Origin of the sequence: Legionella sp. PC1000, assembly GCF_014109805.1 — a bacterium.
Classification (GTDB): domain Bacteria; phylum Pseudomonadota; class Gammaproteobacteria; order Legionellales; family Legionellaceae; genus Legionella; species Legionella resiliens.
In genome coordinates, this window is sequence record NZ_CP059400.1 from 3585828 (window position 1) to 3598668 (window position 12841).

The following is a 12841-nucleotide window of genomic DNA, read 5'->3' on the forward strand; positions in this document are numbered from 1 at the left end:
TTTTCCCGTAAGTGGAAAAGTGAGGGAAATCTATAGGGGCTTATCCGCAGGACGTAGTGAGCAAGGAAAGAATTTCCAGTTGAAGAATTCCCCCTGGAATTAAATAAAAATATTAAGTACTTTATATTAATAAAAATACTGCATAGGAAATTTAACCATGGGAAAAATAAATTTAGAAGCGTACCTCAAAAAAATAAAAATTAGTGTTCCTTCTTTAACTGATGCTGCACGTGAAGATAAAATTGATTGTTTAAGAAGAATCTATTCCGCTCATGTCCAGGTTTTTCCATATTCAAATTTTGAATTACGCAAAATTTCCAAACAGCATCTCATCCAAAGAAATTCATTGTCTTTTTTTAGCTATAAAGAGTTGCTTTCTGCAGAAGATGGAGGATATTGTTTTCAAACGGCTGGTTTGTTATTCGATGTATTATCACAGCTGGGATACACCGTTTCATTTTGTGCCGCGCGAGTTCTTCTAGGAGCGATTCCTAATGACCCTGAAATACTTCAGCTTCCACCTACTCATCTTATATTAACAGTTGAAATTGATGATCAAAAGTTTCTTCTAGACCCCGGGTTAGGATCTTCCGCTCCACGCTTCCCAATACTCATTACGGGAAAAAATGAGTCGATTGCTCAAAACGAAGATGAATTTAAATTTTACCCTATTGATAATATCCATGTTCTCGAGAAAAAAACAAGAAAAGGATGGTTTCGCTTAATGCAGACCGATTTGAGCCTAATAACCGAGGAACAAGCAGCTATGAATTTACTCAAATTGGAACGGCATCCAGAAAAACTTGCGATACGTGATGCCAAAACCGTTATTGGGATAATTACAGAGCATGGTCGAAAATCATTGGTTTGGGATGCGCAATCGAAACAGTTAAAGTATTCAGCAAATGAAGGGACGGAATACACAGAAAAAGCTTTGCCCCACTTTGAAGAGGGTCGCCAAGTACTGGTTGACGAATTTGGCATTGATATTTCTGCTAAAACATTAAAAGCTTACTGTACAGAAACTTTACCTCTGCCTATAAAGCCCTGGACGATTCAATTTCCTCTCGATCAATTTGAATTGAATGAAATGGAAAAAAATTTAAGGCCTTCCCTGTAACCTCTTTGAGGTGAACAACTCATTTTGACAGGAAAAAAAGATCACCTCTTTATTAGACTTCTTCGGAAATTCGCTATAGAGAGAAGTGCGAGGAGACGCGGAGCATAGAATCGGAGTGTACACATCAGTACCTGAGGATTCGAGCCCCGCGTCGACGAAGCCCGCCTCTGCAGTAGAGTTTCCGAAGAAGTCTATTGAATCCTTGGGTTATCACTCGGGTACGCGGATATGCCCTGGGGAAAGCCGGTAGTAATTCCCGGAATACTTATTTTATTGTAATCCCAGTTTTTAGCAGCAAGTTCACCAGCCATCCAAAATCCTACTGTATTGGACAACATTTGCGTTGGTTCTGCTAATGAAAATTTTAAGCGTATTAAAAAATCCTCGATCTTCGGTTGTTTTGAATAAGCATAATCACCCGGGATCGAAGGGCGGTCAGGTAAGAAGATACTGGGAATATGAGTAAAAACTTTATTGGCGATTAGTGTGCGATTGTGCCTTGATGCCCATATATTATTGTAATAGTCATAATCAGTACGAGGCATTTGGTGTTCGCCTAATGAAGATTTAACCGCTGCATAAGGAGCTATATAAATTCTATCAGATGGCAAAGTGTAATTGGAAAGTGCCTCAACAAAAGGAACCAACCAATTACTGTCTTTAGTCAGACCCGCAGAAACATTTGATCCAGCAACAAAGCGAATGATTACTTTTGCACTGGACCAATCCGTATTTAACGGAGCTATTTTACGATGAAGCTCATCCATGCTTTGTAAGGCGGTTAACATAAATGTGCCAACCATCACATTATTATAAGGAATTGGGTAGATGTTATTCCCGTCAAGAAAATTATTTTGTAACGAGTTCATATCAAATGTTTGTTTCCCACGAAGAACCTCACTCATATAATTACCGGCCATGGAACACGCATAATCGATCATATTATGAATTAAAGTTAAATGCGGTTTCCAAGCAGGCGCATTAACGTGTTCCAACCAGTTATTTTCTGTTTGCGCATTTATTTTTTTTACCGCTTTAACATCTTTGAGTAGAATTTCCATTTGCGACTTCCAATTGCTCTCGCCATTTTCCTTTATTTTTGCAAGATACATCAGCGCAGGACCAATATGGGATACTGCGGTCATTTCCGTGAAGCCCGAGTTCGGGGCCGTACGCATCAATTGCTCCAGCTCTAACTGACCATCACTGTTATAAATATACAATGTTGAATTGATAAACAGGATCAATGAACCATGATCTTGTTGCGCTAAGTTACGGTTTTTTTTCAGTTCCGACTGGAATAAAGTTTGAGAAATATTAATTTTTCCCTTAGGGTACTGTGCCTCTCCATTTCCAGTAAAATCATAATATAAACTCCAGAAAGCTTGATGTGTCACATAACCAGTATTTGCTGTGTTGCCCCCTTCATTCTGGTTAGTCAAAACCGTGGGATTTTTATAATGCAAATCAGTGCGGGCATAAGCTATTTCATTAAAACCAATGACAAATAATAGGGTATAGAACATTCTTATGTATGGTAATTTCATAGCAAAAATCCTTCTATTATTCACAGCCAATATAGCTTCCCAGCTAAGATTAAAACTATATCCTTGCTGATCAATAGAAACCTACTGAGATATCATGTCCCTTTAGGAAGATTGTTTCAAGTACAACTGCACCTTACCCTTGCTTGTTTTAAAGTTTAAGAAATCTCTTACACGAATATAAGATAAAAAGGCGATGATAATTTAGAACATTTTGTTATGCTTTACATAACGAGGAATGACAATGGATGTCTTAAAAGGAAATTTACAGCATCATGGAAGACGCTATGCCACAAGGATGTGGTTACCCTCCTCGTATTAGTCTGCTTATAAGTCTGATGATGCGCCCATTAATCAGACTTAGTTCCTACTCCATTTCCAATTATTTTACACATGCAATCGCATAACTAAAAACCCGTTTATTATCTTAAGCCTAACTAGAAAAATTGCTCTTCATTTATCGTGAAATCGCTTTTTTGGGCACTTTCTATTTCAGTAAATACTGTTGTTTACTCATAATGACTTACTTTAGAGCGCTCAATTAGCGCGTGTTGATAATTAATGATTTTTTACCTCTTCTGCGCCATAACCATTCTCTTATTTGACTTATTTTTAACTTGTTTATGTTTTTTTTCCATAAAAACAACATTTAAATATCACCGAGATCAAATTGAAATCTCAAAGTATAAATTATACCTTGACTAGAGGATATTTATGATACATCTTACCCTCATGTTACCCTGTCGGACCAAAATATGATCATAAGTGACCTGTTTAACTGGTTTCAAGGAGATGAAGAATCTTTGCATCTCGCCAATGAACACCTATCGCAAAGCCTTCTTAAATCAGAACAATCTCAAGCACAAAAAACAAACCGCATACTTTTAAGTGAGATTCGTGTTGCCAAATTTAACGGCCTTGAATCAAGCGATGCCCTAAGTAAGTTAGAAAAACACATCTTATTCATGGATTATCTTGAATTTTGTAACCAACAATTCACTGAAGATCCAACAAACTCTTTATTTTTAATCACATTAAAATATCTGCTCCTCAAGGCTCAAAAAGAAGAGCTCCACCTCAATGCTAAATTGCATGAATTATTTGTCACTTTATTGCAGGAAGACAGAGAAAATACTCTTTCTTTTTATCAAAAAAACAAACCAATATTTAAAAATCATCCTGAAATTCAAAAACGGGTTGAACTCGGGTTACGTGAACAAAAACGTGATGAAGCAGTGAAGCGAGTTGAAGGCCATTTGGATCATTTAAGCAAACAGTTATCCAATCAGAAAAATCCCCTGGGAATCATTGGATTATGTAGAGAGTGGGTTAGTGATATAGAACAGTTTGCTGCATTAATACTCTGGTTATTGCAGCGTCATGTCAGTACAAAACAAATTCTCCAAACCTACTTACTTCATGATTTTCTTAAATATCATTTATTTACCTTACACTCAGAAGACAGCGAAGTTTTTCATTTATATGCTCTGCTGAGTCGCTTCCCGGAGGCCAAAACACTTGTGGAAGCGGCCCAGCAAACAGGCAGTGATGAACGAGGATTTCAGCACTATGCACTTAATGGAATTCTAAGCGAAAAAGAACTTCAGAGCATCCCACCGAAACCGCACGCTTTAAAGTTTTCATTATCCACCGCGAATTTTTGGGCCTTACATGAGCTTTTTGGTCTAACTTTTCTAACTGCAGCGGTAATCGCTTCAGAAGGGCATAAAAATTTAAAATGGCGCGAAGCATTAAGGCAAACATTGAATTCGCCAGAAATGGTAACCAAAGAAATTTCTGGGCTCATTAATACGATTGCTCATGAATCCCCCCCTCAAACCCTGGAGAACTTAGCTGCTTTAATCGATGATCATACCGCGCAGCTACTACTATCCAGGAATGAAGGTTCGGTATTTTACCTCTTACCTTATAAACCGAAGCTTTTTGAATTCATCAATGAAAAAAATATTACCGAATTTATCCGGCACATCACCTTGAGGCATACTTCTGAGCCAGAAATTATTTCTCAATTAATGGCATTATTCTCGATGCTCCCAAAGAAAAGAAATCCGATGGCACAGCTCGTGTTCCACGCAATAATCGATAATCTTGCACAGCATCCACTTCTGTTAGATGATGAAAAGTTATTGCGTCAGTTAAGAAAATACCCTGATTGCAAGCTGATACTTTCCCAACAAAGTGAAAAAATAAAAAAACACGTTTATGATTGCATTATTGAACAAGCAGCCAAATCACCATTCAGCTGCGACAATTATCATATTATCGAGGATATTTGGGTTGATGCGACTCGAAAACTTACTGTCTTTGATCTCATTTCACCGCAAGCTAAATTCAATCTCAATCATAAATATGCTCTTCAGGCAAAAATTGCTGAAATTGCTTTCTTTTATCAGAGGGAACTTTTTGATTTGGATGCCTTCATCGAATCCTTATCCCTACCCCCCGTAATTGCAAAAAATGGAGTAAGCGAGTACGAACGGATTCTAATTGAAATTCTTGCTGTCATCGATAATGAATCGATTAGGATGCAAATTATCAAAAAACTGGAAAATCATCCAGTACACCGGCGTGATTGGGTAGAAAAAGAATATGAAGGCAAAACAATTTTCCTTAAGGCGGCAAAGCATGGCAATCTAGGATTACTCTCTCTTTTACACGATCAAATTGCGCCAGAAACGTTTAATGAAGCAATAATCACAGCGGCAAAAGCCAATCAATGGGAATGTGTCGATCGGCTTTGCCAAATTGATAAAGTGCAATTGAACGAAGAAGAAATAGGAACGCTTATTCTTCAAGCAGCGGGGCAAGGTCAGATAAAAATAATAAAATACCTTTTAGATACTTACGATTATGAACCATCCACTGCCGAAGTGATTCAAATTCTTAATCAGGCGATTAAAAATAACCAGTTAAATATCGTTGAATATTTCTATAATTTTTCCAGAAATATGCCAAATCAATCCGTGATCCATAAACTATTTAATTCAGCTGTCGAATTGGGGTTTTGGGATATTGCTCTATTTATTGCGGATTCAGAAAAACATCCTCCCTCGCGGTCCACTATTGAAAAGGCATTTACGCATGCAGCAAACACAATGCAGCTGGAGGCAATGCAAGGGTTTTGTACTTTATCAACAAATGCTCCGCAACCCAAGGTAATCCACCGAGCTTTAATAAAAGCCTGTCAATTAGGTCATTTACCAACAGTTCAATGTCTTTACGATATACCTGAAAAGTTACCTCGAGCAATTCTTGAGAAAGCAGCGGAACAGGCAATCGTGAATGGGCATAAAGAAATTATTAGCTATCTCTATAACTCATCCTTTGATTCACCCAATCAATCTTTGGCAAATCAAGGGTTTATAACTGCTGTAAAAACAGGAAAGGGGACCCTCATAGAGTTTTTTTACTCCATGGCCAAGAACAAACTCACTCAACATACTCTCAATGAAGCAATGTATTGGGCGGTCAAACACGCGCAAGATGACCTATTCATTACCCTCCGCCATTTGGAGCTGAACTCACCAAGCAAATTGGTTATAAGGCAAGCTTTCCTTCTTGCTGTTAAATGCGGAAAATTGGGTATCGTAGACTATTTGTGTCTGAATGAAATGGAATCACTCAACCAAAGTGCTGTAGAAGAAGGGCTAATCTTAGCAGTGAAACTTAAAAATCCTCAAATGGCTCGATATGTATGTGAGCTTCCAACAAACTCACCCCAAAAAAAATCCTTAAGGATTGCTGTTAGCAAAGCGGTTTCCAGTGGTCAAAATGAACTTGCTGATTATTTAAGTGAACAATTACACCGTAAAAAAAGTCCTCAGCAAACAGTAGACTCCGAAATGGACAACAGTTCAGGAACGAATCATGAGCCTGAACTGGATAATATCTCGGAACTAGATACCCTCTCAGAAACTGGCTTAGAAATTGATGACATCCCAATAATAGACACCAGCCTAACAATGGATAGTGGCACAGAAGGAGATCAGGAGTCTGATGTAAATCATCACCCTAAAGTTGGAATATCATTAAAGAAGCACGGACTTTTTAAAGATAGAATAAAACAAAGCATACCTTCTCTATCTACTGAGTTTAGTTGGAATATTTGATTTACATTAATAAGTAGGGATTTTTTAATGATCCTTTGAAAGAAGGATCCCGTATTTGCGGGTAATAGGTAGACATGGAAATCCATGTCTTGATTTTTTCACTGCATTATTTGCTACAAGTCCATAGAAAACATCATATCATCATCCTGAATAGGCTCTTTTTCTATATTTTCCTTTATCCCAGGTCGTATTTCTGGAGATGTTATTAAAGAATTCGCGCTTTTATCTAATATTGCGACATTGTTTGCCAAAATTTTTGTATGCCTTTTTAATTCTGTGAGCTCTGTTCTTATTTGTTCTTTTTGCTGAATTTCTATTTCTTTCGAACCTAAACGTTCCTGTAGCCCATTATTTTCCGATGTTAGACCTTCGATATCAGCTCTTACGCTAAGATATTTGTCATGGTCATCACATATTTGTTGTGCTTCATCGATTGATGCTTGGGGCACAAACAATAAGAAAAAACTTTTCAAATATCCAGGGTTCTTATCTGTTATAAAAAGGGCCCAGGCTCCTGGTTCCTCTGGAATTTCGGAACCTAATTCAGCTTGCTTTTGAATCATTTGAACAGAAATTTCTTCCATTCTTCTTTCTATTCCCGTCTTTTGAGCCTTTACTTGCTCGAGGTCTTTTACTGCCTCTTCCATTCTGTCTATATTTCCAGAAACCTTGGGGAGTGAATGCTTAAATTTTTCGATTATATATATTAAATCCTCGTCGGTAAGAAATTCTAAAATAGATTTATTCTCTAATTTGGCCTTATTGTTAGCGCTAGTTAATATTTTAAAAGGTACATATAAGTCACTAATAGTTTTAATTTTTTCCTCGTCTAATCTTAGAATATTCTGTATAGCATCTTCAATGGGTTGTCTTTTTACTTTTTTATCTCTAGCAATGTTATAAATAGTATCACCCATTGTAATCTCAATTAATATTGTCAACTAGTTTAATTTTAGCACATGCTAGGCATTTATTTATCATCATACTGATTAGTGTAAATAGAAATCTCTTAAGGTAACCAATACGCTCCTATGTTAGAGGATGTGAACAATGAAGTATTAGAACTCTGTTTTTAATGCTTTTTGTGGTTATGGGAAATCAATCTAGAAGTATGCTTTATTTTTTTCATCAGGAGGCATTACAATTCCAAACTAGATTTACAATTTATCCATCTCAAAAGGTAACAATTTATTATTTGATTACAGATAGATAAGCCGCCTAACTATTCCGTCAGAAATCAATTGGATTTTTAAACTCTCTAATAGAGTGTACTAAAATACAAAGAAGGGCTCTATGCTCAGCATGATGGGACATGCACAAAGAGAAGGAATTTAGGGACACGTTGAACTGGGAGATATTTATGCAAAAATATTGTATTCAAGCAGCCATGTTTCAGTTACCCATCCCCTTTTTTAATCGATTTGCCCATGATTTTTGGATTTTAAGAGAGATCGAAAGTAATAGCGTAATCGCGCAATTACATGGCCTTGCTACGTCAAGAAAAAGCGGAAATATAGTACCCATTGGCTACAATAAAGATCATAGTTTAAAAGCCTACTGTATTGCCTATGATACTGAATTTGCCGATCGATATGGTTTGCAACAAGGTACTTTTGCATTACCTATTCATGTCCACCGTACCGTGTATTTAAAAGAAGATTGTGTCCAACATTGGCTACAAGGTATAAACGCGATAAAAACAATTAATGATTTGGATCTTAATTATCCCCCTTACGGATTTACAATTCCTTTATCAGCTACCATCAACAGTAACTCCATTTATCATACTTTTGCGCAAGTAATGGAGATCCCCTTACACACCTTTGATGGTTTTTTTCATATAGGAATAGAAGGTTCTCTCTACGACCAAATTAAACATCATTTATAAGTTAACTTTTATTAGATTAAAGAGTGATATATTCCATACTTCACCAGATTCTGTTTTTTATAAAACAAGTCTTTACCCCTCTTGATATTTTCTGTAGTCTTTTCATTTTTTAAATTTAATGAATAAGGATCTTTCATGCCAAAATTCTCTACGTTCAGCATTTACGAAAAAGAAATGCGTGCCTTCATAAATAAAGTTGCCGAAACAACCTCCTTAGAACATGATAAACTGACAGAATGGTTTTATAGTGAGGGGGTGATGCAATTTCGCGGGGGGCAAGCTGCGGATTATTACCCTTACGTCAATGAGAATCTTAAAAAATTTGGTCATAGGCCATTAATATCCAAACAACATTCCATGGGACAAACACTAACTGGCTTTATGACACTAAAAAATGCCTTCATCAACCAGTTTGCAAAAGATCAACTCGAACTCAAAAATCAATTAGAACCGTTATTTACCCTTAGCTTTTATAATGCCATAGAGAATCACTTACCCTACATTATTATTCAAAGTGAAATATCTTCCGAATTGAGCGCCTATCAAGATAAAACCGGAGGTCCTCTTGAACCCGTAGAAGCACTTAAGCTCTCAATTAAAATGTTTGAAGAGAAACGCGTAAATAATCCTCAGTTGGAAGAGGATTTTAAAAATCAACTCATGCTAATGAATGAGTTTTTAGATTATTTAAGTAAGCAGGCAGCATCCTCTGGACAGCAGTTCTTTAAACCAGGTGACAATAACACGGTACACACACCTTCAGAACAACATACTCTAAAATAGTTAATCAGTATTTTTAAATCGGCTTATTTCTGTTCTTGCTCCCGGATTATAGTAATCAGGCTACGTAAGCGAAAATAAGCCAAAACCAGGGCGCAAACTAAAAAGCGGGTCCTTTAAGAATCCGGGTTTCACTACACATCCAGCATATAGTCTCTTCCTGCAGATAAAACCTCATTGAAACGATTACTTCATTAATGTTGCAACTACCCCGCCTAATTCAAAAATACCTTTAGCAAACATTCCAACAGCGTATCCTGCACTCGCTGAATTACTGGTCATGGTTAATACACCAGGGAGAGGAGATTTTGCGCTAAACGATAATCCATCTGCTACACCATATAAAAAACCCAATGAATCACAAACACGGTCGAACGTCGAACTTTTATTGTCTGATTTTTGATCTACTTTATCTGGATTGTGGCCTACAGTACTCTCGTATAAAGAAGTATATTCAGAAGCAGCTTTCATCACCTCCCTTCCAACCGCAGTAGAAGCTAACTCCTTTTTATGTTTAAGAAGATCAGAAGCAAATCGATCTCTAGGGTAGTGATCAGGCCAGGAAGTAATTTCTTTTTCGGGTAATTTAAATGGCATTGGGATTTTGCTGCGTATTAGCGTATTTAACAAAATCATAAAGTAAATATCTGCAATTTTTTTATTAGATTCTTCATCAAGTTGGATCTGATTACGAATCGATTGGGGATCATCCCCTTCAGAGAGCAAGTGCATGGTTTCCCTTTCCTCAGGCGTCCAATGCTCTGCTTCTAGCATTTCATGCGTTACCTGCTCATAATTTTCTTTAAATTCAGATACAGCGCGTATATCATCCAGATTTTTTTTCAGATGCTGAGAATTACTAGCCATAATTAGTCGCCCTCCTTATATGATTGTCGTACGATATAATTATAGTAAATTATTTGTACAATTAAGGTGAGTAAGTCTACTTATAGTTTAACAATGATATTTACTTGAGAGTCTTCAAGGAAAACTTATAGAAAAGAATTATGGTTTCATGCTCCTGGTCGCATGGATTTATAAATATAGCCGATAAAGTCCGCGCGTGCTTATACGATAGCGGTATACAGGAGTGTTTTTGTTTTAGTGAATGCAATGCATATTACTGCATCTGTTTTTATTAACGATGATGAAGAAGGTTTGCATCAAGATTATAAAAAATGGTTGGAACAAATTGCGCCACATAAACCCATCTCACATTATCAACATAATAATACTGGAGAAGATAATGCCGATGCTCATATCAAAAAACAAATAATGGGAAGAGATGTTGTAGTAGCCATTACTGAAGGAACACTTGATTTTTGGCCTTTGGGAACAAGTTTTTTACGATGAATTTGATGGTTGCCGCGATAAAAGAGCCTTAGTAAAAATAATTGGAGAATAGTTAATATCGTTTTAAAACGGTAACCCATCATTCTTTGGTATGTTCCATAGTTCACATCTCTTTGAGAAATAAACCAAAATCATGGAGGTGGTATGATTTCTTTCGATAAAACATATTGATCCTATTTCAAATGAAATTGTCCTATATTTTGATATGAATCAACTCTATGAATGCATTGATTTATTTATTGAATAACACAATTGCCTATTTTTTTCTTTTGTGTATTATCCTGGGTTATTGTGCATTTATTTTAATAAACTGGGGGTTTTATGGGGCATCTTGTTAATAATGTGTTACGTACAAAAAATATGGTGGACTTGTTGCATGCTATGGGGATTAATTTAAATAACACCAAGGTTTCCTGTAAGGATGAGCGCGTTATTTTTACCCCAGCAACCACAAAAGACGGTGAAACTCTAGCAACAAATTTGCAATCGATCTTACAAAAAGATGCGATAAAACCTTCTGTGAGACGCAAAACCGTTGCTGAGTTAATGGCTGATGAAATTGCTCAAGCGACCTGCTCCAATAATGCAATGGCTGAAACACACAAAAAATCCTGCCTGGCTGTACTGAATGTATTACAAACGACTGGGCTTGAATACACGCTGGATGAAGAACAGGAATATTTGAATATTCAACTTCCATCTGCTGCTTATGCCCCCTTATTTAATTCTTTGAATTATAAGTTCCTGAGCATCGAAGGTGAGAAAATCAAATTCAACATCAAGGAATTTCTAAAAGCTCATAAACAAGAACTTATAGTAATTGATGGAAACTCACCTTTACTTTTCGCCCACTCGGATTCCTTTGAAAAGAAAAAGGTTTTTTATGCAGAGAAAAGAATTAGCGAGGATACATTGGAAGTCACTCCTTACTTTTTCGTTCCGGATGCGCTTACACCGCCTGCCTATCATTTTGTTTTAGATACGAGTAGCAGCATGGATGGTGAGCGTTTAACTAAGCTGAAAAAAAGTGTAATTGACTTTGCTGAGGCCTTATTTGAATTTCAACCCGATGCGATCATTAATATCGCTGAATTCAACAGTATTACTCAAAAAGTGGGAATGGGTAGTTATCGGAAATCAGATTTTGCTCAGCTATCCCTAAATATTAATAAATTAAGTGCTGCTGGAGCAACCCGACTTTTAGGGACCGTCTCCGATAAGTTAACTGCACTTGCTCAATCTACACACCATAATAATATTTTATTATTTACTGACGGTGAAAATACAATAGGGGATATTGATAATGAAACCGCTACATTGAAAAGGACAGTTACCTCCATAACAGAAGGCTCTTCTTTAATTCCTGCTCGCAATAAATTTTTCATCCTGAGTTATGGCATAACTCAACCTGATATTTTGCATCAAGTAGCAGAAACATTTGGCTCTCTCGTTCTCAACACTGATACGGTTGATTTTACCGAAGCATTATCTAAAAAGGGCAAGCTGCAGGAATGGGCGGCCGCTCGCGAGTTATTTACCTGTCGACTAGAAGTTACGAATGGCTCCGACCTGGATGCCAAATCAGAGGAATACGTTCGTTCTTATGATATGTCGGGACAATTTGTTGCGCTAAAACCAAACCAGCATAAGGATAATGAAACCCTGCATTTAACGATTACCGATAGTAGTGGTAATACCCTGCTTGACGATAAAAAATCTTTTGCTAAAAAACCAATGGAGGCTTCCCTGTTAGTTGGCAGTGCCAAAGCAGCAAGCCATCATGGCGTATTTGCATTGCAGGGAACCAACCCCAAAGTAGACAGCCAAACATTAGTGCCCACTCCTACTTTCGTATAGTTCCAATGTCCAGCTCTATTCCGAGGTCCCGCCCCCACAACTTTGTTCGCGGGGGTTATCCAGGATCCGGAAGATCTTCGCTAAAACATTGGATCTCGCGTGCCCCGGGGCACTCTTTAACCACCACTGTAAACTAGAGTACCGTAATCTGGTTGCAAGAACAGGCTAC

At 37.1% G+C, this 12841-nt stretch carries 9 protein-coding genes; 6 read left to right on the plus strand and 3 right to left on the minus strand.

What is annotated here, in order from left to right:
* Positions 1 to 157 precede the first annotated feature (157 nt).
* Positions 158 to 1120, plus strand: coding sequence for an arylamine N-acetyltransferase (locus FOLKNPGA_RS15830; RefSeq protein ID WP_182350789.1), 963 nt, complete (start codon positions 158 to 160; stop codon positions 1118 to 1120).
* Positions 1121 to 1311: 191 nt separating this feature from the next.
* Here the strand turns inward: FOLKNPGA_RS15830 and FOLKNPGA_RS15835 are convergent, their stop codons facing one another.
* Positions 1312 to 2667 (minus strand): DUF5624 domain-containing protein, encoded by a 1356-nt coding sequence (locus FOLKNPGA_RS15835; RefSeq protein ID WP_182350790.1) that lies wholly within the window; start codon positions 2665 to 2667, stop codon positions 1312 to 1314.
* 752 nt (positions 2668 to 3419) lie between these two features.
* Here FOLKNPGA_RS15835 and FOLKNPGA_RS15840 point away from each other — a divergent pair.
* The gene (locus FOLKNPGA_RS15840; protein WP_182350791.1) at positions 3420 to 6794 is read left to right on the plus strand and encodes an ankyrin repeat domain-containing protein; all 3375 of its coding nucleotides are present in this window, start codon (positions 3420 to 3422) and stop codon (positions 6792 to 6794) included.
* Between the two features lie 113 nt (positions 6795 to 6907).
* On the opposite strand, the gene FOLKNPGA_RS15845 is transcribed toward FOLKNPGA_RS15840, so the two are convergent.
* Positions 6908 to 7711, minus strand: coding sequence for a hypothetical protein (locus tag FOLKNPGA_RS15845; RefSeq protein ID WP_182350792.1), 804 nt, complete (start codon positions 7709 to 7711; stop codon positions 6908 to 6910).
* 443 nt (positions 7712 to 8154) lie between these two features.
* On the opposite strand from FOLKNPGA_RS15845, the gene FOLKNPGA_RS15850 reads away from it, so the two are divergent.
* The gene (locus tag FOLKNPGA_RS15850) at positions 8155 to 8682 is read left to right on the plus strand and encodes a hypothetical protein (protein ID WP_182350793.1); all 528 of its coding nucleotides are present in this window, start codon (positions 8155 to 8157) and stop codon (positions 8680 to 8682) included.
* A gap of 135 nt (positions 8683 to 8817) precedes the next feature.
* Positions 8818 to 9465: a hypothetical protein gene (locus tag FOLKNPGA_RS15855; RefSeq protein WP_182350794.1), complete on the plus strand. Its 648-nt coding sequence runs from the start codon at positions 8818 to 8820 to the stop codon at positions 9463 to 9465.
* A gap of 183 nt (positions 9466 to 9648) precedes the next feature.
* Here FOLKNPGA_RS15855 and FOLKNPGA_RS15860 read toward each other — a convergent pair whose 3' ends face one another.
* Positions 9649 to 10329 (minus strand): hypothetical protein, encoded by a 681-nt coding sequence (locus tag FOLKNPGA_RS15860; RefSeq protein WP_182350795.1) that lies wholly within the window; start codon positions 10327 to 10329, stop codon positions 9649 to 9651.
* Between the two features lie 246 nt (positions 10330 to 10575).
* On the opposite strand from FOLKNPGA_RS15860, the gene FOLKNPGA_RS15865 reads away from it, so the two are divergent.
* Positions 10576 to 10815 (plus strand): YjbQ family protein, encoded by a 240-nt coding sequence (locus FOLKNPGA_RS15865; RefSeq protein WP_255466093.1) that lies wholly within the window; start codon positions 10576 to 10578, stop codon positions 10813 to 10815.
* A gap of 321 nt (positions 10816 to 11136) precedes the next feature.
* A complete protein-coding gene (locus FOLKNPGA_RS15870) occupies positions 11137 to 12672 on the plus strand; it encodes a vWA domain-containing protein (RefSeq protein WP_182350796.1) in 1536 nt (511 codons plus the stop codon).
* Positions 12673 to 12841 lie beyond the last annotated feature (169 nt).

Excerpts from the sequence above, each read along its gene's own strand:
- FOLKNPGA_RS15830 (WP_182350789.1), top strand. The coding sequence starts at position 158 with ATGGGAAAAATAAATTTAGAAGCGTACCTCAAAAAAATAAAAATTAGT.
- FOLKNPGA_RS15835 (WP_182350790.1), bottom strand. The coding sequence starts at position 2,667 with ATGAAATTACCATACATAAGAATGTTCTATACCCTATTATTTGTCATT.
- FOLKNPGA_RS15840 (WP_182350791.1), top strand. The coding sequence starts at position 3,420 with ATGATCATAAGTGACCTGTTTAACTGGTTTCAAGGAGATGAAGAATCT.
- FOLKNPGA_RS15845 (WP_182350792.1), bottom strand. The coding sequence starts at position 7,711 with ATGGGTGATACTATTTATAACATTGCTAGAGATAAAAAAGTAAAAAGA.
- FOLKNPGA_RS15850 (WP_182350793.1), top strand. The coding sequence starts at position 8,155 with ATGCAAAAATATTGTATTCAAGCAGCCATGTTTCAGTTACCCATCCCC.
- FOLKNPGA_RS15855 (WP_182350794.1), top strand. The coding sequence starts at position 8,818 with ATGCCAAAATTCTCTACGTTCAGCATTTACGAAAAAGAAATGCGTGCC.
- FOLKNPGA_RS15860 (WP_182350795.1), bottom strand. The coding sequence starts at position 10,329 with ATGGCTAGTAATTCTCAGCATCTGAAAAAAAATCTGGATGATATACGC.
- FOLKNPGA_RS15865 (WP_255466093.1), top strand. The coding sequence starts at position 10,576 with ATGCATATTACTGCATCTGTTTTTATTAACGATGATGAAGAAGGTTTG.
- FOLKNPGA_RS15870 (WP_182350796.1), top strand. The coding sequence starts at position 11,137 with ATGGGGCATCTTGTTAATAATGTGTTACGTACAAAAAATATGGTGGAC.